Origin of the sequence: Polycladidibacter hongkongensis (assembly GCF_001561995.1) — a bacterium.
In the GTDB taxonomy this organism is placed as follows: domain Bacteria; phylum Pseudomonadota; class Alphaproteobacteria; order Rhizobiales; family Stappiaceae; genus Pseudovibrio; species Pseudovibrio hongkongensis.
In genome coordinates this window covers 396,547-415,732 of sequence record NZ_LLWC01000008.1, presented here as the reverse complement: position 1 = coordinate 415,732, position 19,186 = coordinate 396,547, and the positions used below count along the sequence as shown (strand labels likewise).

The following is a 19,186-nucleotide window of genomic DNA, read 5'->3' as shown; positions in this document are numbered from 1 at the left end:
GAAAGCATTGGTATGAGCGAGAAAAAGCGCGGTTTTTTTGGGCGGTTGTTTGGCGGCGCTGACGAGACACCCGAGCAGCAGCCATCTGCCAAGGAAGAGCTGACCGCGCCACAACTAGCGCTTGATGGCGCCGATGCTTCAGAGGTTGTGGAAGCCGAAAGTAAACCTGCGGAGGACAGCCCTGCGGCGACAAATGAAAATCTCGATGAACCCGTAAGCGAAGGCGATCACGCCCCCGGTGATGCTGTGCTGATGGAACAAGAGAATGAAACACCAGAAGCCGCGCGAACTGAAGGGCCTGAAGATGCGCCAGCAGTGAAGTTGAGCTGGTATCAGAGGCTAAAGGCGGGCTTATCGCGTTCATCTTCATCGCTGACGGATGGCATTTCCTCGATCTTCACCAAGCGCAAGCTAGATGCAGAAACGCTGGAAGAGCTGGAAGACATTCTGATTCAAGCTGACCTTGGTGTTGATACGGCCATGACCATAACCGAACGGGTTGCAGATGGCCGCTATGATAAGGAAATCTCCGGCGAAGAAGTCCGCCAAATTCTTGCGGAGGAAGTGGAAGCGGTTTTGACGCCAGTTGCCAAACCACTCGACTTAGAAACCGGAAACAAGCCGCATATTGTGCTCATGGTTGGCGTGAATGGAACGGGCAAGACCACGAGTATTGGCAAGCTTTCCTCTTTGCTCGCCGCACAAGGTAAAAAAGTGGTACTTGCAGCAGGCGATACCTTCCGCGCCGCGGCTGTGGAGCAACTTAAAGTGTGGGGTGAGCGCACTGGCGCAGATGTGATTGCCCGCGATACCGGCGCAGATGCAGCAGGCCTTGCTTATGATGCGGTTGTGGCGGCACAGGCTCAAGGTGCAGACGTACTGCTGATAGACACTGCTGGCCGGTTGCAAAACAAAACCGAGTTGATGGACGAGCTCAAGAAGATCATTCGCGTCATCAAAAAGCATGACGAGAGCGCACCGCACACAGTCTTGCTCTCATTAGACGCCACAACAGGGCAAAATGCCCTGAAACAAGTGGAGATCTTCGGCAAAGATGCGGGGGTCACAGGCCTCATTATGACCAAGCTGGACGGCACGGCGAGAGGCGGAATTCTCGTTGCAATTTCAAAGAAATTTGGTCTACCCGTTCACTTCATCGGGGTTGGAGAGGATGTTGATGATCTTGAACCTTTCGAGGCCAAAGAGTTCGCCCAAGCCATTGCGGGCTTGGCGTAACCTCCACCAGAGGCTTCCAAAAGGCTGCCTTAGTTGGCACGATCCATTGGTATGCTAAAGTGCTGTGCGACCTTTCGAGTTAACACCTTAGACGGTTTCACCTACCAAAAGTCGCAGCAAGTTTGAACTAATGGCTTTGAAGGACGCTTTAAAGCGTCCCACATTGCCCTTTGATGATTGAATTTAGAGTGATGTCACAACACTAACGCACCAGACGCTTGACCTTACAAGTAACAACTCATCGTGGCATCATACTGCGGCATTCTTGCGGATACATGAGACCCGACAGGGTAGTATTTGCAACCAGAGAATGACCCGGTTGTGATGAACTGCCCGGCACGAAAGCCACCAAGGTGATCTCCCATGCCAGCCGCTGCCAAATAAAATAGAGCAAGAGGATCGCCAAGTCCGTTTTTGGCCATGCCATTGTGTATCGTTTGGCCATCTATCTGCAGATGAAGTTCGGTTGCGCCAAGCTGCTCCTTTTGAAAAGCCTGAATCTGAGGACCAATGATGTAACCCGCATTCCCGAAATTGTCTGCGACTTTTAAAGTCAAATCCGCTTGCGCCACATCGGCCAACCTGAACTGCACCAGCTCAATACCTAGAACAACTTGGCCGACCGCATCCCACGCCACCTCAGCTTGCTTGCAGAAGGGTGGTATGTCTTTTTCAAGCACAAAAGCCAGTTCCACCTCAACCGCAAGGTCTGGACCCTGATTTTGGCTAAAACGCTGACCATCCAAGATAACATCTTGCTGATAAATCGGAGCGAAGGCAGCTTCTCCAGACGGCATTTTCCCAATTTTCCAGCCAGCGACTGTTCCTCTGTCAACCGCGAGCTCTTGCTGAACTGAAAGTGCTTCGTGCAATGCCAAGGATGGCGAAGGATAATCAGAGACTGCAAGAAGATCCTGTTGAAGTCGCGCGGTATTCAATTTTTCGGCAAGGGAGGTCATCGTCTTTTTATCCGTTCAGTTGTTTTCCCGCCATGACTGCTGTCTCAGTCTCAACAATGGTTGTTGGCAGTTTCTGCGTTTGCAACTAGCTTCTTTGCTTTGGCCAAGACGGCATCTGCTGTATCTCCCGGCTTGAACAATGAAGACCCAATCCCCGCCGCACTTGCTCCCACATTCAAATATTCTGCGATGTTATCGGCATGAACACCGCCTACAGGAATGATTTTGGTTTCTTGAGGGAATACAGCCAACCAAGCTTTTATTAGCGCTGGCGGGCACATTTCGGCGGGAAACAGTTTGAGTGCTGCAGCGCCGCCAGCAAGCGCCTCAAACCCTTCTGTCGGCGTGTAAACCCCCGGCAACCAATCAAGGCCGCTACGCTCGCAAGCTGCTCCCACGCTCCGATTGCAATTTGGTGCCACAGCAAATTCTCCGCCGCACGCTGCAACGCTGCTTACTTGCTCTTCACTAAGCACAGTGCCAGCACCCAAATACACACGGTCGCCAAAGGCCTCGCGGATCGAGCGAATACTCTCATAGGGCTGTGGTGAATTCAACGGCACTTCCATTATTTCAATGCCACCATCGACAAGCGCTTGCGCGATTTCTACAGCCTCACGAGGTTGTAAACCGCGTAGGATGGCGACGATTGGTGCGCTTTTCAGGTGGTTTTCAAATTTTGTCATCTTCAATTCCCGTTGTGGAAGGCCAAACCAAGTGCCTTAGCAATCTGGACAGCACCGGCCACTGCCGCGCCCTCCGGTACGATCTGCGCGTTTATGTCAAGCAACGTTGCCGCTTGCTGATAAATATGCGGCAGCTTTCCATTTCCCAATATCCAGAGTTTGTGCGATTGTTGATGTGTTGCGCAAAGCTCTGCTCCAATCAGCATGCCTGAAAGATAACAAGCGGCGTGCTTCTCTGGCATCCCGTCGACGAGTACGCGAGCCCGCGCCGAGAACAAACGCCCCAGCAGCGCACCGGCATCGCCTTCTTGCGCGCCTGCGATAACCCCTTGATCAAACCAAGGGCAACGCGGACAAACTTCCTTGCCAAATGCCCCCAGAATTGTAGCGTTGGTTAGAGCGTGGAATAACTCCCCCGTAAGGAATGTATTAAACTGGAAGATTGCTCCTTCCTTAATCACAACGTGCTTGGAATGAGAGCCTGGAATGATCAGCCGGCCCTCTTTGAGGTCCAGCATCTGGATTGCCCCAAATAATTCCGTCTCCTCACCGCGCATAACATCGGCTGCCTGCCCGCGCGCCATGACGCCCGGCACAAGCGTAATAGGCCCGAACCCCGCCAAAGTGATCTTTCCTGTTTGGCCAGAAAGGTCAGAAAGGTGAGCTGGTAAGCTCATGTAAGGCACTTCAACCCAGCCATTGCGCGAGCCAATCATGCCCGACATCACGATAGGCAAGTCCTCTTGGAAGCCGTCTAACCGTCGAAGATTACTTGCGAAGACCTGTTCAAACTGCCCCTTCGCCTTGAGGATACCCTCATCTGTTGAAATCAGGTCGATCACATTAAGGTCGGCATCAATTGTCCGTGCCCGAAACGAACTGGTGCCCCAGTCAACTGCAATAAGCGCCGCTTTTGTCATCTCTTGTCCCTATTTTCCCTTAGCGTAGGTGCCAAAAGCGCCCATCCACCGCGCGCCAGCTTCCATGAAGAAAGGCTCTTCTCGCAGGGCGGGTACTCGGCAATTATTCGCGCCATGAATGCCAGCCCGCCTATTAAAATGCCGCTTGCCATAGAAGATCGCTGTATCGATCGACTGCATGGAGTAAACGGCGTAAGGCAGCAACAGGTGGTAGAGCTCCTTGGCCTTTTCTAATTCTCCGGCGGCAAAGGCGTTGTACAGCTGGATTTGCAAATCTGCGCAATCTGGAGCAGGGATCAATCCAGCGCAGCCAGCAGCAAGATTGTCATAAAGCTCCAGCCCGCCGCGGCCATTAAAAATTCTCAGCTTGCCTTCACTGGCCTCGATAAAGGGTTTTATGGCCACAACAGGCCCCTCCCCTTTCATAACGCTAAAATTGCCGTGCTGGTTCATCAGCTCTTTGACGTCACAGGGTGCCAAACCGCAACCTAGGAATTCTGGCGCATTTTGCACGCCGCAGGGTATATCCACAGCATCCATAATCTGACCGAAGAACCTAATTAATTGTGATGCCGAGGGTTTTTCCCCTAGCGGAGGTTGCAACACAATCCAATCAGCACCGGCTTGCTCTGCGTATTGTGCAAGGCCAATCATTTCTTCAACGGAATTGCCGGCGACCGTCACTGCAACGGGCACCCGCCCTGCAACACCTGCAACGGTCCAGTCGATTAGCGTCTGGCGTTCCTGAAGAGTTAACTTGGCGACTTCGGTTATAAGCCCAAGCGTCGCAATGCCATGTGCACCAGCAGCCAGACAGGCCGCTATTTGCTTTTCGTAGTTTGCCTTATCAAGGGCGCCCTGATCATCAAAGTAGGCATAAAGAACAGGGTATATTCCTTGTGGTTCCATTTTCTAGTTCACCTGCGAGACGGAGTTCACCTTTAGTCGACGCATTACCACTCAGCGATTGAGCCGTCGAAGTGGCGCCAAATCGGATTTTTCCACTCGGACGCATCCTGCGCCCGCTCGCGCACGAATGCTTCGTTGATTTCGACCCCAAGCCCGGGTTTGTCGAACAATGGGAGATAGCCTTCTTGAATCTGCAATGGGGCAGGATCAACGAGGTAATCCAAAACATCGTTGCCTTGGTTATAGTGGATACCCATAGACTGCTCTTGGATGAACGCATTGTGGGATACAAAGTCCACTTGCAGGCAAGCTGCCAACGCCAATGGCCCCAACGGGCAATGCGGTGCAAAGGCAACATCATAGGTTTCGGCCAGCGCCGCTATGCGTCGGCACTCTGAAATACCCCCCGCATGCGACAGGTCTGGCTGCACGATATCGACGCAGTTCTGCTCAAGAACGGGCCTAAAATCAAAGCGAGAGAACATTCGTTCTCCGGTGGCAATTGGTGTAGCAATACCCTCGGTTATCTTAGGAAGGGTATGTAGATGCTCAGCCAGCACCGGCTCTTCGACAAACATTGGGCGAAAAGCCTCTAGCTCTTTCAAGAGTATTTTTGCCATGGGCTTATGTACGCGACCATGAAAATCAACCGCGATACCGACACCCATTCCCACCGCATCACGCGCTTCGCCTATGCGTGCTACCGCCGCATCTACTTTTTCATGACTGTCGATAATGGCAAGTTCAGGCGTGCCGTTCATTTTGAAGGCGGTGAACCCCTTCTCTACTACCTCTTTTGCGTGGCTGGCAATCTCTTGTGGCCGGTCGCCACCGATCCAGCAATACATCCGCATGCGGTCGCGCACAGCACCGCCAAGCAGCTCGTGCACCGGCACTCCAAGAGCCTTACCCTTAATATCCCAAAGAGCCTGATCAATTCCTGCGAGCGCGCTCATCAAAATCGGCCCGCCGCGATAGAAACCACCCCGATACAGCATTTGCCAGATATCTTCGATCCGTCGGGGATCTCGCCCGATCAGCAAGCCCTCAAGCTCATGGACACAGGCCTGTACTGTCGCTGCACGGCCCTCAATAACCGGCTCCCCCCAGCCTACGATACCTTCGTCGGTTGTTATCTTCAAAAAGCACCAGCGCGGCGGCACCAGCCAAGTTTCGATAGCTGTGATTTTCATGATCAGTTCCTAAAAGCACACTAGGGGGCGGGAAAGGGCACAGATCGGTCGCATCTAACCGATCTGTAAACTTTACTTATTTCAGCCGGTTCTTCGGTTCTTCACCAGCGCAAATCGCATTGATGTTGTCGCAGATGAGCTGCCAACGCCGGTCGATGGTTCCATCGGTCCAACCTGCAACATGCGGAGACATATGCGCATTGCTCAATGTCTCAAACGGGTAGTGGGCCGGAGACTGGTTAGGGTCTTCGGCATCAGGATATCGATACCAAACGTCGATATGCGCCCCGCCAATCTGGTTTTCCTTCAAGGCTGTATAAAGTGCCTTTTCGTTGATCACTGGCCCGCGAGAAATATTGAAGATCGCGGCTGTGTCCTTCATGAGCGCAAACTGTTCTTCGGCGAACAAGTCATGCGTATCCTCACAGTACACGCAGCTGACGAGCACATAGTCACAGTGCGGCAACATCTCGTTAAGCGCCGACATGTCATAGAGCTCATCGACCATGTGGCGATATTCATCGAGCCAAGGTTCGTCGCGGTTCGCTGCGACGACGTTCATCCCAAATGCTTTTGCCCGCTGCGTAATTGCCCGACCGATGCGCCCAAAGCCAACGACACCAAGGGTCTTGCCCGCCAACTCCAACGCTGGTGGCGCCCCGTAACGGCTACTTAACTCCCAGCTTCCTGCTTTGATGGTGCTTTCTAGACGTCCAATATTCCAGTTGCAGTTCAGCATCGCCAGCATGACAAATTCTGCAACGCCGGTATCATGTTCATAAACATTACAGGTGGGAATTCCATCAGGGATCAAGTCGAGCTTAACCTCATCATATCCGGCTCCCGGCAGCTGGATCAGCTTAACACTGTCAGCGCTTGGATTATCCTCGTTGTATCTGTTGGTGATCAAGATATCGGCCCCGGAAAAGGCCGCCGCCTTTTCCTCGGCTGGAGCATCATAGGCCAGCGACACAAATTCTGCGTCAACTGAGATTCCTGCCTTGACACGATCGACGAAACCTACGACCGGCGCGCCATACATTACAATTTTCATGAGTGATCAAGTCCTTAATTTTTCTTGCTTATTGAGAGAGCACGAGTGCCGTGCCCGCTAGAGAGTGTCAGGAGAGCGCCTTGTTCCGATGCGCCTTAAGGTTGGCAAAGCCCCAGCTCAAAACCGGGTAGAGCCATAGGATTATTGTCACTGCAGCGATCCCTGCGGCCAGCGGTCGCTCGAAGAATGCAGCAAAGTCGCCGTGCGCCTTCATCATGGATGAGAGGAAGTTTTCTTCCAGCATCGGGCCCAAGACGAGACCGAGGATCGCCGGAGCTATCGGGTAACCGTTTTCTTCCATCAGGTAGCCCAGCACGCCGACGATAAGCATCGTGGTTACCGCGAACACTGCGTTTTCAACCGCAAATGCGCCAACAATGCAGAACGCCAAAATTGAAGGCATCAGCAGCGTGCGCGGCACGCGCAGCACCTGTTTGAACATCTTAATGGCAGCAAAACCAAAAGGTACGAGCATGATGTTCGCAATCAAGAATGCCAAGAACACTGCGGTAATTAATTCCGGTTGCCGCAGAAACACTGTAGGGCCGGGATTAAGGCCCTTCATGTAGAGCACGCCTATGATTATTGCTGACAGAGAGTCGCCGGGAATGCCGAAGACCGTCGCTGGTACAAAGGCCCCACCAACCGCAGAGTTGTTCGCAGCCGAAGCTGGCCCGATGCCATCGACAATGCCGGTGCCGAACTTCTCTGGGTTCTTAGATAACTTTTTTTGTGCTGCGTAGGAGATGTATGAGGCGATATCTGCACCAGCCCCCGGAATTGCACCGATGATCGTGCCGAGCCCACAGCCGCGCAAGATCCCGTAGCGAAGTCGGATCACATCTTGGCCAAGACCGGAAAAAACATTGCCTACAGTGCTTGCTGAGTGGGTTGGCCGCACCCGCAAGGCAGCAAAACGCATGACCTCTGAGAGCGCGAAAAAGCCAATCAGCACAGGAATAAATCCAAGCCCGCCGATTAAGGCGCTGTTGCCGAAGGTATAGCGTATCTGACCAGACATTGGATCAATCCCGATCATGGCAATGAAAAGCCCCAGAAAGAGCGAAAGCATGCCCTTGGCCATATTGCCATGTGAAACGACAACTGCGGCGCTCAAACCCATACAAGCAAGCCAAAAGTACTCGAAGGTACTGAATTTCAATGCGATTTTGGCTAGTGACGGAGCCGCAAATAGCAGTACGAGCGCGCCAAAAACCCCGCCAATTGCGGAACAAACCAGACCGATACCAAGGGCTCTTTCGCCCTTGCCTTGCAATGACATTTTATAGGCTTCATCGGCATAGGCCGCCGAGGCCGGCGTGCCGGGAATGCGCAGGAACGCGCCGGGTAGATCGCCCGCAAAAATCGCCATGGCCGCAAGGGTTACAATCCCGGCAAGCGCTGGCACTGCGTCGATAAAAAAGGTCATTGGAACGAGAAGTGCCACAGCCATTGAGGCAGATAGCCCGGGAATAGAGCCCACAGCCAGTCCATACACCGCACAGGCTAACATGATGCCAATAACTGTTGGATCCCATAGGAGGCCAAGAGCTGCGAAAATCACATCCATGTCAATACTCCCGAATATGGCTCGAGGAAGCCCCAAGGCAATGGCACCATCATTAGTTTTCCGAAGAACAACTGCAAAAACGTGGTCACCACGAGTGCCGTAAACAATGATCGCCCAAACTGCTTGGAGAACAGATAGTTTAAGAAACTGACAAGCAGGAAGCATGTCAGGTAGAACCCAAGGCTATCGGAGAGGAGAATGTAGAAGATTACGGAGGCTGGAATAGCCGCCATGTCTAAAATTCCCGAGCCGGAACGTACCCAGTCGCCAGCGACAACCAGCGGGGAATTCTCTAGGCCCTTGCGCCAACTGAGCCACCGTAGAACCATTGAACGGAGGATCAAGACGCCGCTGTAACCAATCATAGCTACACCGACAATCGAGGGGAAAAATCCCGGACCATAGGCAATATGCCTCATTGTAGGAAACGATTGCGAGTAGATGACTATGACTAGCCCGAGTATCGCAAACAGTCCCCCAGTGATGATATCATCAAGTTTCATTAGGTAGCACCAACTGCTCGGGGAAAGTGGGAGACTGAGTGTCAGCCTCCCAATAATGCTGTTAGTTCAAGCCCAGCGCAGGCAGAACAGCGGCAACTTCGTCAGTATGCTGCTTTACGAAGGCCGTGAATTCAGCCGAATTGCGCCAGCGGATACCAAAGCCGCGTGAGTTCATTTCCTCGATCCACTTCGGATCATGAGCGATCTCATCAAGCGCAGCTTCCAGCTTTGTAGCGATTTCGTCTGGCAAACCAGCTGGGGCGACAATCCCGCGCCATGCTCCGAGCTCAAGATCCAGACCTGTTGCTTCCTTCAGTGTCGGCACATCAGGATACTTCGCCAAGCGCTCAGGCTTAAACACAGCCAAACTGCGTGCTTCGCCGGCATCAATCAAAGCCTCGGCCTCTGGCAATGAGCACGGAACAGCGTCAAAGCCACCTGCGACCATATCCTGCATCGCAGCGGCCGCACCCTTACCTGGCACCATATTGACCTTGCTTAGATCCACCTTCCATTGATCCAGCAACGTGGCAACTGCGATCGGCCATGACCCACCGCAACCGCCGCCACAACCGATGGAATAGGCGCCGGGATCAGCCTTGATTGCATCAAGCGCTTGCCGCATGTCTTGCCAATCAGAGCCGTTAGCCACTTGGAATGCTGCGGGATCAAAGTTCACTTGCGCGATTGGACGGAAGGACTTGTAATCAAAATCCGCCTGACCCAGAAGTTTGTAGTGCGCGAAGTTATAAATGAGGCCAATCGTGTAGCCATCAGGCTCCGCATTAGCCATGTTGGTGATGCCAACAACGCCACCGGCTTGCCCTTGGTTGACAACATTGAACTGCTGACCAAGACGCTCTTTGAGGTGGTTTGCCAATATACGGGCGACTCCATCAGTCCCGCCACCGGCACCGGCAGCTGCAATAATGGTGACAGGGCGCTCGGGCCATTCGCCCGCGAATGCTCCAGAAGCAGCAACAGAAAGCGCCGCGACGCCAAGTGCAAGTGATTTAGTAATCTTCTTCATTTGTTTCTCCCAGTTATATTGAAGAAAATCCATGCATATGCATGTTTACTCTTGGTCCTCGTCATTGTTTTTAAGATGAAAACCAAAAACCGATCCGATAACCGCCTCTGCATCATCAAACTGATCTTTCCAGTTTGACTCTGCGGCACCTAACACCAATATCTCTCTCGCCAGATCGTAGGCTCTGCGCGGTTGTTGCCGCCGGATTGCCTCAAACACTTGCCTGTGTGCAGGGAGGCTCTTCTCTATCAGCTGTTGTTTATCCAAGCTGGTCTCAGCTATCCTTAGCAAGGTTGGACGCACCACTGCGGCAAGGTGCCCCCACATCATCGAGCGGGAGGCACGATAGATCGCTTCATGAAAGCTGGCGTCCCACTCGTTGTAGTGCTGTCCTTCAAAGCAAAAATCCGGATCTTCCACAGCTTTCTCCATACCAATAATGCCACGCTCGATATGCATCAGGTCGTCTGCCTGCGCTTTGATTGCTGCCTCGGCGGAAACGATTGGTTCGATAAGACTGCGAAACTTTAGAGTTTCATGAAAGAAAGGCAGGTCGTCCTCGGCATACTGGCTGATCCAGCTGGTAACCTGCTCTGAAAGGATGTTCCATTCGCTATAAGGCAAGACACGTGTTCCCTGCCCCGGCTGTCGGCGAATGATGCCATAATTTGCAAATTCTTCGAGCCGATTGCGAATGGTTGGTCGACTTACATCATAACGCTGCCCAAGCTCTGCTTCGGTCGGCAACAACTCGTTTGGTCGCGTTTGGCCGGAAAACAGGCTTTTCGCCAAACCCTCTGTTAATCTATCACTCTTGTTTTTCAATTTGTCGCTCATGTCATTCAATTCTGATTTCATGTAATACATTTAATTTAGCTGATCATCGCAGTACCATCAATCTGCAAAGCGCCAATCTGTGATATACGCCACACAGATACCGGCCAAAACACCTTGAACCTCTTCATAACGTATTACAATAATATGCTTATGTATTACATTTGATCTGACTTATTGTCGGGCCTAGGAGATGTCGGTGAAAATCACAAAACTAAAAACATATCTCGTGCCACCCCGTTGGTTGTTCTTAAAGATAGAAACGGATGAAGGCGTCTATGGCTGGGGCGAGCCCGTTCTAGAAGGGCACGCCAGAACTTTGGCGGCTAAGATTGCTGAGTTGGAGCCATTGCTCGTCGGGCAAGATCCAATGTGCATTGAGGATATCTGGCAGAGCCTGTATCGGCGCGGTTGTTATCGTGGTGGGCCGGTTCTGATGAGTGCGATTTCAGGTATTGATATGGCGCTCTGGGACATCAAAGGGAAGGCCTATGGCCAGCCAATCTTCCAATTGCTGGGCGGGCCTGTACGCACGAAGGTGCGCAGCTATCGCTGGATCGGGGGAGACCGCCCCTCTAATCTTATTGCCGGAGCAAACGAGCTGCTGGCCGCCGGTTTTGACGCGGTGAAGTTCAATATTTGTGAAGAGTTACAATTCCTCGACACATATAGAAAGGTAGACAAAATCCTCAAACAGCTGAGTGATTTGCGCGGTGCGGTCGGTGACAAAATGGATCTGGCGTTTGATTTCCATGGCCGTGTTCACTACCCCATGGCACGCGTCCTGCTAAAAGAATTGGAGTGCTTAAGACCGCTTTTTGTAGAGGATGCGGTTGTTTCCCAGCAAATTGACGCGATGGCGAGCCTATCACAGGCTACATCTATTCCGCTTTGTATCGGTGAGCGCTTGCATTCTCGCTACGACTTTAAACAGGTCTTTGAAAAACGGGCAGCAGCGGTAATTAATCCAGATGTTGCTCACACCGGAGGCATTTCTGAAATGGTACGCATTGGCCACATGGCAGAGGCTTATGATGTCGCGCTAGCACCGCATTGCCCACTTGGCCCTATTGCGCTGGCAGCCAGCCTACAAGTGGACGCCGTTTGCTATAATGCCTTTATTCAGGAACAGAGCCTTGGCATTCATTACAATGCGGGCGGAGATCTCAATGATTACCTTCTGCCGGATAGTCGCTTTAAAGTCGTCGACGGGTTCCTACCAATCCCGCAGAAACCCGGGTTGGGGATTGAGTTAGACGAAGACGTTATTGCACGACGCGCTGCCATCGGCCATGACTGGGCTGCACCGTTATGGCGTCATGAAGATGGGTCCGTTGCTGACTGGTAGTAGCTTGATGCCGGTGAGACCCTTTTGCTTTGGTGGCTATCTGAGTGTGAATGGACACTGAGGCGGCCCCAATGGAAATGTTGAAACAATAGCGGCGCTCAAACCCTCGTGTCGGGCGGGAGCAAGCCGCACCCAGTATTAAGTGTGTCAATGTGGTTCAGGCAGGCTTGCAGTATAACCCGCCTGAACCGCCTAGTGTTTGATCCGATGATCACAGATGAGACCTGAAGCACACATTTCAATATTGCTTGGTGCTGGTTACGGCCTCTGATTCAAAAGGAAATTGATAGAGCAATTCGCACAGGATTGAGCGTTTGTTGCGCTTGGCTAAGGCTAGCAAACTCAATAGGATTGCCGTCGGCTGCTAAAGCAAACAAGGTGCTTGCCAAGATTACTAGTTTCCGCTTGCCTTCTGTGCTGGAATATGGGGGGGGACGTAGATCCTATAGGTTGAGTGATATATCCTCGAAGTACGTCCAAATCATACGACCAACTGGCCCCAAAATCTTGTTGGCTCGCTTGGTTAAGCACAGCGGCATCGATAGCTCTCCGAGCGTAGGCAAGGCGATCAAGTCACCTGCCGTAATCTCTTTTTCGACCATATGATCTGGGAGACGCCCCACCCCAAGGCGGCGGTGATGAGCTCCTTTTTTGTGTTCATATCCGTCACGTACCACTTGAGAGCTTCATCCAGAATGCCGGTGTTCGGAGCCTTCTCGTCGCTGGATTTTATAACCACCTGCGGATAACGAGATAGATCGGTCTTTGTCAGCTTGTTCGGGTCGCAACTAACCAACCTGTCTGCAATAACCAATGGAAATGACATGTTGCCGATAGGTCGGTAGTCGATAAAGGGGCTGCGAGATGGGACGGCAAAAATGGCAATATCAACCTTTTCAGCCAAAAGCTGCCGCTCTCCAGAAGCTGTTTCAATCTCCAAGTGGACTGTTGTCGCGGGGTAGGCTTGTTTTAAATCTTGTAGGAGATCAGCAATTCGAGCGATCGGAAAGTTACTGCTTACGCCTAGGCGCAGTTCAGTCTCGCTTTCGCCCTTTAGATCTCGCAGGTACTCTTCAAACTGCTGAGCGTGCGCCAGCAAGGGGCGGAGTTGGGAAAGCAAGGCCCGACCATCTGGCGTGAGTTCCGGGCGATACTTCGATCTGTCGAAAATCTGTAGTTGATAGAACTTTTCTAGCTGTTTGACAGAGTAAGACACGGCCGACCGAGCTTTGTTCAGCCTCTCGCTGGCCATCTGAAAGCTACCTGTGTCAGCGATAGTTGCGACAACCTGAAGGTGGTCTAGATTGATCATGGTCAATATATTTGACCATTTTGATTGAAAAGATATTTTTTTGATGCAGCGGGACTGTTATCCAGTTTCTTGAGCCACAGCGTTTCTTAAAAGGAGCCAATAGGAGAGCCCATATTGCCGCAACTTCCTTCCTCTTTGCAGGAAGACTACGCTCTTGAAGTCGGGGCAGGCGCTTGAAACGGCGACTTAAGGAACGCTGCTTTTATACATCGCAAAGCAGGAATTGATGACTGATCCTGCCGCGATTTAGGGCGGCATGCCCCTGCATTAAGTGGAGTAACCTATGAAAATTCTATTGATTGGAGCGTCCGGGATGATCGGGCGCACGGTTTTTGACGCCCTGAACACCCAGCATGAGGTGATAGCTGCCTCGCGTACTGCCGACACTTTCAAGGTAGATATCTCAAACACAGATTCCCTTCGGGAGCTGTTTTCTCAGGTAGGCCCGCTGGATGCAATCATTTGTGTGGCCGGTGACGGTGTCATGGGCGCTGTCGCCACCATGAGCGATAGTGAGTTTGACCGCACGATAGACGGTCAAATGAAGGGACAAATGAACGTGTTGCGGTAGGGGCGTGACGCCGTCAAGAAAGGCGGATCAATCACGCTAACGTCGGGTGTTGCAGCTCGGCAGGCAATTCCCGCAACCAGCGCGATTTCAGCTGCATGCGCGGGCATTGAGGCATTTGTTCGAGTAGCTGCATCCGAAGACAGCGACATTCGGATTAACGTGGTTTCCCCCATTTTTGTAAAGGAAAGCATGGAGCTGTTTGGCATCCCCACAGACGGTGACCTTTCCGCAAAAGACATCGCCAAGGCGTACGCTGCAGCACTCACTGGCGATATGCATGGCCAGATCCTGCCAACGCCAAATTTTGCGGGGTGGGAGGGCGCCCTATGAGCAGTTATCAGCACCCAAAACACGGTGAAGTCTTGCGCACTGCCGATAGTGCCTTCGCAGAGCTAGCTGATTATCCTTTCCCGCTGAATTACATGGCGGTCGATGGTATGCGGCTGCATTACCTCGACGAAGGGCGTGAAAACGAAAAAGTGATTTTTTCGCTACATGGTCAGCCTTCGTAGAGTTACCTTTATCGTCACATGGTCCCGCAGCTGGTGGCTGCGGGATATCGTGTCATCGCACCGGACCTGATCGGTTTTGGCAAGTCTGACAAGCCAGCTGCCGCCAGCTCATACTTCTATCAAGCGCAAGTGGATTGGATGAGTGAATTTGTGGAGAAGCTCGGGCTCGATAATGCTCACGCTTTTATGCAGGATTGGGGTGGGATGATTGGACTGCGGGTTATGGCGCAAAAGCCATCCTGAATTTCTCGCGTGATCGTTGCCAACACTGCTCTGGCTGATGTGAAAGGGCCCGCAGCTTTCTTCCTACCCAAAATATTAAGGGCTCTTAGAGTTATTGCTGGAAAGGCCTCTTTAAAAACACTGGCTCGCAAGCAATCCTACGGTAACTGGTCCTCATACTTCCATTGGGCAGATGCCATAGAGATCGGTGAGATAATGCAAATATTGACCGAGCGCCATTTAAGTGCAGAGGAAAAGGCTGCCTATGGTGCGCCCTTTCCAGATAACCGCTATCACGTCGCAACACGTGTTATGCCCCAGATTGTAGCCACCCAACTGAAGGAGGCGCGCCTTGCGTGGGAGGAGTTGCGCAAAGGCACAAGTGCGGTGTTGACGCTTTTTAGTGATAAAGATCCGTTCTTGGCTGGGCAAGGGATCGACAAGCAGTTCCAGAGCTTGCCGGGTGCTGTTGGACAACCACATCAAACCATTGAGAATGCTTCCCACTTCCTACAGGAAGATAAGGGAGGAGAAATAGTTGAAATCATACAAGCTTGGGCATTACCTGCAAAGTAAAAGCCGGTTAAAGCCGCAAGACTACTCAGCTTAGGACATCAGGCAAATAGCATGACCTACGCATCCTTGAAAGGTTGTTACACAGCGACATAAGTCGTCAGTTGGCGAGGCGATTGCATCTGCTCATTTGAGCGAGCACCGCCTCTTTTTCACCAAATATCGCATGATCTGCGGCAACAATGCCCCGGAAACCCTGAGTGCACCGCAGATGGGGGTGGCATGAGGATTTTGCTGGTCTTAGATTTGCCTACTTTGCACGAATTCCAGAATTGTGCGCTCTAACTCAAGTGCTGCAGGAGAAGGAGATGTTTCACTTTTTTTTATGAGCTCGATCTCTCGTTGGATACCTGCTTCAGGAAGTGGAATAAAGCAGATCTCGTCTGCGTTGAGCATCTGGGCAGTGGTCTCCGGTAGAATGGCAATGCCGACTTTGTTCCGAATCATCGCAATCAACGATGTTATGTTATGCACCCTCAAACCAGCGTCACTGTGCAATTGTTGACAGGCCGGAACCTGAATGGATTGTGACAGATTGTTTGCAATCAGGCGCTCTTGTCTTAAGTCTTCCCAGCTTAGATTTTGGCGTTTAAGAAGCAAGCCACTTGACCGGTGGCATAAGATGCCAAATCGATCCGAAAAGAGGGGTTGGCAGTGAAATGCGGTTGGATACCCTTGCGTAGATGCAATACCAAAATCAACCCTGTCTTTAGCGAGCTCTCGCAAAATTGACGGCGAGTCCATATCCCAAAGCTCTAGATGAACATCAGGGTGCATTGAAAGAAACCGCGCGATTACACCCGGTAAGATCGTGTTCGCAACAGATGGAACCGCCGCCAAACGTACCTTACCACTCTTTGCCTTGGCAAAGTTTACAATATCCTGAACCATTCCATCAAACTGCTGCAACTCCCTTTCAGCTTGCTCGAGCACAAATGCGCCAAGCGCAGAGAGGCGGTTCTTACGGTCTGTCTCAAACAATGATTGGCCAAGGTTATCTTCAAGCTGCTTCAACATCATTGAAAGAGCGGAGGGAGTGCGTCCCAAGATCTCAGCCGCATCACTGAGATTGCCAGTGCGCGCAACGGCTACAAAGCAGCGAAGCATCTCGATTTTAATCTGCATTTCAATTTTCCTGAAGCAAATTACAGAAAATTGATTTTGACTGAAATTGAATCATGTGTCCATAGTCTACTCAGTAATTCTACGAGTGAAAGAGACAGGCAGTAGATCACATGGTCGATACGCAACTTAACCTCATTGCAGGCAACTGGACATCAGGCACGAGCGAAATTGAAAACCGTAACCCTTCAGATCTGAGCGATCTCATCGGTTTGTTTGCTCAAGCATCTGCTGACCAGCTCGAAGCGACACTCGATCAAGCACGCATTGCTCAAGCAGAATGGGCGGCCTATGGACTGGAACGCAAGTACAATACACTAAACGCAATTGGCACTGAGCTTATGGCTCGCTCGGAAGAGCTTGGAACTCTTCTTTCGCGCGAAGAAGGAAAACCAATTGCAGAGGGCAAGGGCGAGGTTTACCGCGCCGGCCAGTTCTTTACCTACTATGCTGCTGAGGTGCTGCGCCAGATTGGGGAGAATGCGGATTCTGTTCGCGATGGCATTGAAGTTGACATTCGCCGTGAAGCTGTCGGTGTTGTTGCGATCATTTCGCCTTGGAATTTCCCCACTGCGACGGCTTCTTGGAAAATCGCACCGGCCCTAGCATTCGGCAATGCGGTGGTCTGGAAACCAGCAAACCTGACCCCTGCTTCGGCCGTCGCTCTGACAGAGATAATTGAGCGACAGGATATTCCAAAGGGCCTCTTTTCTCTCGTGATGGGATCTGGCCGAGATATTGGCCAGAAACTTGTCGAGAGCGCGAAAGTCGATGCAATCTCCTTCACTGGCTCTGTTCCGGTGGGTAAAGGTATCGCCACAGCGGCAATCCAAAATCTGACACGTGTTCAAATGGAAATGGGTTCCAAAAACGCCCTTGCGGTCATGGATGATGCAGATCTTGATCTGGCGGTTTCTCTGGCATTGGGAGGAGCTTTTGGAGGTACGGGGCAGAAATGTACCGCATCATCTCGCCTGATCGTTCATGAAGCAGTCCATGATGCTTTTGTCGAAAAGCTTGTGGCTGGAACGAAGGCCATGACAGTCGGCCATGCCCTGCATGCCGGTACGCAGATAGGCCCGGTTGTTTCCCAACAGCAGTTGAACGAGAACTTGTCATATGTCGAGCTTGGTAAGTTTGAAGGGGCAGAACTTGCTTGTGGCGGTCAGCGCATAGAAATGCCGACACAGGGCTTTTACATGTCACCAGGCGTTTTCCTGAATACAAATAACGCAATGAGGATCAACCGCGAAGAGATGTTTGCCCCGCTTGCCTCGGTAATCAAGGTTGGCAGCTATGACGAAGCGTTAGCAACAGTTAACGACACCAACTTCGGTCTGACCTCAGGTATTGTGACGCAAAACCTAGCGCGAGCTACACATTTCCGCAGAAACGCTCAAACTGGCTGCGTGATGGTGAACTTGCCGACTGCAGGGACCGATTATCATGTTCCGTTTGGGGGGCGTGGAGATAGCTCTTACGGCCCACGCGAACAAGGCTCCCACGCGAAAGACTTCTACACTGTCGTTAAGACCTCCTATATCTCGGCGGGAGTTCCAGCGTGATGTGGATCGATAACCTACAGTATGCCAACTGGTCGGAGAAAGTTTTCCGGCAGATGCGCGAGGGGGGACTGGACGCGGTTCACGTGACTATCGCGTATCATGAAAACTTTCGCGAAACCGTTTTGAACTTTGAACAATGGAACCGCTGGTTTGAGCAATATTCTGATCTGATTGTCCCAGCCTACTTTGCTTCAGATATTGACCAGGCTCGCGAGACAAACCGGACAGCCATCCTGTTTGGTTTTCAAAATCCAAGCCCGATTGAAGACGATATCGGACTCGTTGAAATCGTGCATCGTCTCGGCGCTCGTTTCATGCAGTTAACTTATAACAATCAGTCGTTACTTGCGACAGGTTGTTATGAGGCTGAAGATACGGGGCTTACCCGAATGGGAAAACAGGTGGTCAGGGAGATGAACCGGGTTGGCCTTGTCGTAGACATGAGCCACTCTGCTGACCGCTCGACGATTGAGGCCGCAGACTACTCTGAAAGGCCAATCGCGATCACGCATGCCAACCCCTTTGAATGGGCACCAGCACTGCGGAACAAAAAAGATGACGTTATTCGCGCAGTAACAGAAAATGGCGGCATGTTTGGATTTTCTCTTTACCCGCATCATCTCAAAGATAAATCAGCGTGCACTCTGGAGAGTTTTTGCTCGATGATTGCTCGAACCGCAGAGAAATTTGGGACACACCACTTGGGAATTGGCTCTGATCTTTGTCAGGACCAGCCTGATCGGGTTGTGGAGTGGATGAGGATGGGGCGCTGGACAAAAGAAACGGACTATGGAGAAGGCTCCGCCAGCGCACCGGGCTTTCCGCCAATGCCGGAGTGGTTCGAAAGCAACAAAGATTTTGGCAACCTTGAAAAAGGATTGCGAACTGTCGGTTTCAATGAGGAGGAAATCGCAGGGATCATGGGCCGAAATTGGTACTGCTTTTACGAAAGCAGTTTTCACGCAGCACCAGCCAAAGAGAGGCTGCCTAACTCATCCCCATTGGAGTTGAAGAAGAAGAGTTCAGCCTAACTGAACATGCTGCATAGCCGTCACCAGGGAGGGAAA

Annotated in this window: 19 protein-coding genes and 2 pseudogenes; 9 read left to right on the top strand and 12 right to left on the bottom strand. The window is 51.8% G+C overall.

Annotated features, from left to right (window positions below; genetic code table 11):
- The first annotated feature begins 12 nt into the window (after window positions 1-12).
- Window positions 13-1,236: a signal recognition particle-docking protein FtsY gene (ftsY, locus tag AYK82_RS03110; protein ID WP_068311198.1), complete on the top strand. Its 1,224-nt coding sequence runs from the start codon at window positions 13-15 to the stop codon at window positions 1,234-1,236.
- Between the two features lie 224 nt (window positions 1,237-1,460).
- Here ftsY and AYK82_RS03105 read toward each other — a convergent pair whose 3' ends face one another.
- The 10 genes from AYK82_RS03105 to AYK82_RS03060 all read right to left on the bottom strand — a co-directional run bounded on the left by AYK82_RS03105 (window position 1,461) and on the right by AYK82_RS03060 (window position 10,897).
- Window positions 1,461-2,195, bottom strand: coding sequence for a fumarylacetoacetate hydrolase family protein (locus AYK82_RS03105; protein WP_068311196.1), 735 nt, complete (start codon window positions 2,193-2,195; stop codon window positions 1,461-1,463).
- A gap of 50 nt (window positions 2,196-2,245) precedes the next feature.
- The gene (locus AYK82_RS03100; RefSeq protein WP_068311195.1) at window positions 2,246-2,881 is read right to left on the bottom strand and encodes a 2-dehydro-3-deoxy-6-phosphogalactonate aldolase; all 636 of its coding nucleotides are present in this window, start codon (window positions 2,879-2,881) and stop codon (window positions 2,246-2,248) included.
- A gap of 2 nt (window positions 2,882-2,883) precedes the next feature.
- On the bottom strand, window positions 2,884-3,801 hold the full coding sequence (locus AYK82_RS03095) for a 2-dehydro-3-deoxygalactonokinase (protein ID WP_082733699.1): 918 nt from the start codon (window positions 3,799-3,801) through the stop codon (window positions 2,884-2,886).
- A gap of 9 nt (window positions 3,802-3,810) precedes the next feature.
- On the bottom strand, window positions 3,811-4,710 hold the full coding sequence (locus tag AYK82_RS03090) for a dihydrodipicolinate synthase family protein (RefSeq protein ID WP_068311194.1): 900 nt from the start codon (window positions 4,708-4,710) through the stop codon (window positions 3,811-3,813).
- A 44-nt stretch (window positions 4,711-4,754) separates the two neighbouring features.
- The gene (gene dgoD / locus AYK82_RS03085) at window positions 4,755-5,903 is read right to left on the bottom strand and encodes a galactonate dehydratase (RefSeq protein ID WP_068311193.1); all 1,149 of its coding nucleotides are present in this window, start codon (window positions 5,901-5,903) and stop codon (window positions 4,755-4,757) included.
- 76 nt (window positions 5,904-5,979) lie between these two features.
- Window positions 5,980-6,957 carry a 2-hydroxyacid dehydrogenase gene (locus tag AYK82_RS03080; RefSeq protein WP_082733698.1) on the bottom strand — a complete coding sequence of 326 codons (978 nt, stop codon included), beginning with the start codon at window positions 6,955-6,957 and terminating at the stop codon, window positions 5,980-5,982.
- Window positions 6,958-7,024: 67 nt separating this feature from the next.
- Window positions 7,025-8,527, bottom strand: a complete 1,503-nt coding sequence (locus tag AYK82_RS03075; protein WP_068311191.1) for a tripartite tricarboxylate transporter permease — start codon at window positions 8,525-8,527, stop codon at window positions 7,025-7,027.
- Window positions 8,518-9,030 (bottom strand): tripartite tricarboxylate transporter TctB family protein, encoded by a 513-nt coding sequence (locus tag AYK82_RS03070; protein ID WP_068311190.1) that lies wholly within the window; start codon window positions 9,028-9,030, stop codon window positions 8,518-8,520. Before AYK82_RS03070 ends, AYK82_RS03075 begins: the two co-directional genes overlap by 10 nt.
- 61 nt (window positions 9,031-9,091) lie before the next feature.
- The gene (locus AYK82_RS03065) at window positions 9,092-10,060 is read right to left on the bottom strand and encodes a Bug family tripartite tricarboxylate transporter substrate binding protein (RefSeq protein ID WP_068311189.1); all 969 of its coding nucleotides are present in this window, start codon (window positions 10,058-10,060) and stop codon (window positions 9,092-9,094) included.
- A 45-nt stretch (window positions 10,061-10,105) separates the two neighbouring features.
- Window positions 10,106-10,897, bottom strand: coding sequence for a FadR/GntR family transcriptional regulator (locus AYK82_RS03060; protein WP_172795176.1), 792 nt, complete (start codon window positions 10,895-10,897; stop codon window positions 10,106-10,108).
- A 196-nt stretch (window positions 10,898-11,093) separates the two neighbouring features.
- Here AYK82_RS03060 and dgoD (AYK82_RS03055) point away from each other — a divergent pair, with 196 nt between their 5' ends.
- Window positions 11,094-12,242, top strand: coding sequence for a galactonate dehydratase (gene dgoD, locus AYK82_RS03055; protein ID WP_068311185.1), 1,149 nt, complete (start codon window positions 11,094-11,096; stop codon window positions 12,240-12,242).
- A 568-nt stretch (window positions 12,243-12,810) separates the two neighbouring features.
- Here the strand turns inward: dgoD (AYK82_RS03055) and AYK82_RS03050 are convergent.
- Window positions 12,811-13,554, bottom strand: coding sequence for a LysR family transcriptional regulator (locus AYK82_RS03050; RefSeq protein WP_208976357.1), 744 nt, complete (start codon window positions 13,552-13,554; stop codon window positions 12,811-12,813).
- Window positions 13,555-13,837: 283 nt separating this feature from the next.
- On the opposite strand from AYK82_RS03050, the gene AYK82_RS03045 reads away from it, so the two are divergent.
- The 5 genes and pseudogenes from AYK82_RS03045 to AYK82_RS03030 all read left to right on the top strand — a co-directional run bounded on the left by AYK82_RS03045 (window position 13,838) and on the right by AYK82_RS03030 (window position 15,435).
- Window positions 13,838-14,125: an SDR family NAD(P)-dependent oxidoreductase gene (locus AYK82_RS03045; RefSeq protein WP_082733696.1), complete on the top strand. Its 288-nt coding sequence runs from the start codon at window positions 13,838-13,840 to the stop codon at window positions 14,123-14,125.
- A gap of 21 nt (window positions 14,126-14,146) precedes the next feature.
- Window positions 14,147-14,455 (top strand): annotated as a pseudogene (locus tag AYK82_RS18460) (SDR family oxidoreductase); the annotation flags it as partial.
- Complete coding sequence (locus tag AYK82_RS03040; RefSeq protein ID WP_068311182.1) at window positions 14,452-14,637, top strand: hypothetical protein; 186 nt, start codon at window positions 14,452-14,454, stop codon at window positions 14,635-14,637. The pseudogene AYK82_RS18460 and the gene AYK82_RS03040, both read left to right, overlap by 4 nt.
- Window positions 14,638-14,649: 12 nt before the next feature.
- A pseudogene (locus AYK82_RS03035) lies at window positions 14,650-14,880 on the top strand (alpha/beta fold hydrolase); the annotation flags it as partial.
- Between the two features lie 195 nt (window positions 14,881-15,075).
- Window positions 15,076-15,435 (top strand): alpha/beta hydrolase family protein, encoded by a 360-nt coding sequence (locus AYK82_RS03030; RefSeq protein ID WP_156453239.1) that lies wholly within the window; start codon window positions 15,076-15,078, stop codon window positions 15,433-15,435.
- Window positions 15,436-15,672: 237 nt separating this feature from the next.
- On the opposite strand, the gene AYK82_RS03025 is transcribed toward AYK82_RS03030, so the two are convergent.
- The gene (locus AYK82_RS03025; RefSeq protein WP_068311178.1) at window positions 15,673-16,557 is read right to left on the bottom strand and encodes a LysR family transcriptional regulator; all 885 of its coding nucleotides are present in this window, start codon (window positions 16,555-16,557) and stop codon (window positions 15,673-15,675) included.
- Window positions 16,558-16,667: 110 nt separating this feature from the next.
- Here AYK82_RS03025 and AYK82_RS03020 point away from each other — a divergent pair, with 110 nt between their 5' ends.
- Together AYK82_RS03020 and AYK82_RS03015 are read left to right on the top strand one after the other, a co-directional pair.
- Window positions 16,668-18,119, top strand: a complete 1,452-nt coding sequence (locus AYK82_RS03020) for an aldehyde dehydrogenase family protein (protein ID WP_068311177.1) — start codon at window positions 16,668-16,670, stop codon at window positions 18,117-18,119.
- The gene (locus AYK82_RS03015; RefSeq protein WP_068311176.1) at window positions 18,119-19,150 is read left to right on the top strand and encodes a membrane dipeptidase; all 1,032 of its coding nucleotides are present in this window, start codon (window positions 18,119-18,121) and stop codon (window positions 19,148-19,150) included. Before AYK82_RS03020 ends, AYK82_RS03015 begins: the two co-directional genes overlap by 1 nt.
- The last annotated feature ends 36 nt before the right edge of the window (window positions 19,151-19,186 follow it).

What these genes read in the sequence shown, in the direction of transcription:
- ftsY (WP_068311198.1), top strand. Translation starts at nt 13, where the DNA reads ATGAGCGAGAAAAAGCGCGGTTTTTTTGGGCGGTTGTTTGGCGGCGCT.
- AYK82_RS03105 (WP_068311196.1), bottom strand. Translation starts at nt 2,195, where the DNA reads ATGACCTCCCTTGCCGAAAAATTGAATACCGCGCGACTTCAACAGGAT.
- AYK82_RS03100 (WP_068311195.1), bottom strand. Translation starts at nt 2,881, where the DNA reads ATGACAAAATTTGAAAACCACCTGAAAAGCGCACCAATCGTCGCCATC.
- AYK82_RS03095 (WP_082733699.1), bottom strand. Translation starts at nt 3,801, where the DNA reads ATGACAAAAGCGGCGCTTATTGCAGTTGACTGGGGCACCAGTTCGTTT.
- AYK82_RS03090 (WP_068311194.1), bottom strand. Translation starts at nt 4,710, where the DNA reads ATGGAACCACAAGGAATATACCCTGTTCTTTATGCCTACTTTGATGAT.
- dgoD (WP_068311193.1), bottom strand. Translation starts at nt 5,903, where the DNA reads ATGAAAATCACAGCTATCGAAACTTGGCTGGTGCCGCCGCGCTGGTGC.
- AYK82_RS03080 (WP_082733698.1), bottom strand. Translation starts at nt 6,957, where the DNA reads ATGAAAATTGTAATGTATGGCGCGCCGGTCGTAGGTTTCGTCGATCGT.
- AYK82_RS03075 (WP_068311191.1), bottom strand. Translation starts at nt 8,527, where the DNA reads ATGGATGTGATTTTCGCAGCTCTTGGCCTCCTATGGGATCCAACAGTT.
- AYK82_RS03070 (WP_068311190.1), bottom strand. Translation starts at nt 9,030, where the DNA reads ATGAAACTTGATGATATCATCACTGGGGGACTGTTTGCGATACTCGGG.
- AYK82_RS03065 (WP_068311189.1), bottom strand. Translation starts at nt 10,060, where the DNA reads ATGAAGAAGATTACTAAATCACTTGCACTTGGCGTCGCGGCGCTTTCT.
- AYK82_RS03060 (WP_172795176.1), bottom strand. Translation starts at nt 10,897, where the DNA reads ATGAGCGACAAATTGAAAAACAAGAGTGATAGATTAACAGAGGGTTTG.
- AYK82_RS03050 (WP_208976357.1), bottom strand. Translation starts at nt 13,554, where the DNA reads ATGATCAATCTAGACCACCTTCAGGTTGTCGCAACTATCGCTGACACA.
- AYK82_RS03045 (WP_082733696.1), top strand. Translation starts at nt 13,838, where the DNA reads ATGAAAATTCTATTGATTGGAGCGTCCGGGATGATCGGGCGCACGGTT.
- AYK82_RS03040 (WP_068311182.1), top strand. Translation starts at nt 14,452, where the DNA reads ATGAGCAGTTATCAGCACCCAAAACACGGTGAAGTCTTGCGCACTGCC.
- AYK82_RS03030 (WP_156453239.1), top strand. Translation starts at nt 15,076, where the DNA reads ATGCAAATATTGACCGAGCGCCATTTAAGTGCAGAGGAAAAGGCTGCC.
- AYK82_RS03025 (WP_068311178.1), bottom strand. Translation starts at nt 16,557, where the DNA reads ATGCAGATTAAAATCGAGATGCTTCGCTGCTTTGTAGCCGTTGCGCGC.
- AYK82_RS03020 (WP_068311177.1), top strand. Translation starts at nt 16,668, where the DNA reads ATGGTCGATACGCAACTTAACCTCATTGCAGGCAACTGGACATCAGGC.
- AYK82_RS03015 (WP_068311176.1), top strand. Translation starts at nt 18,119, where the DNA reads ATGTGGATCGATAACCTACAGTATGCCAACTGGTCGGAGAAAGTTTTC.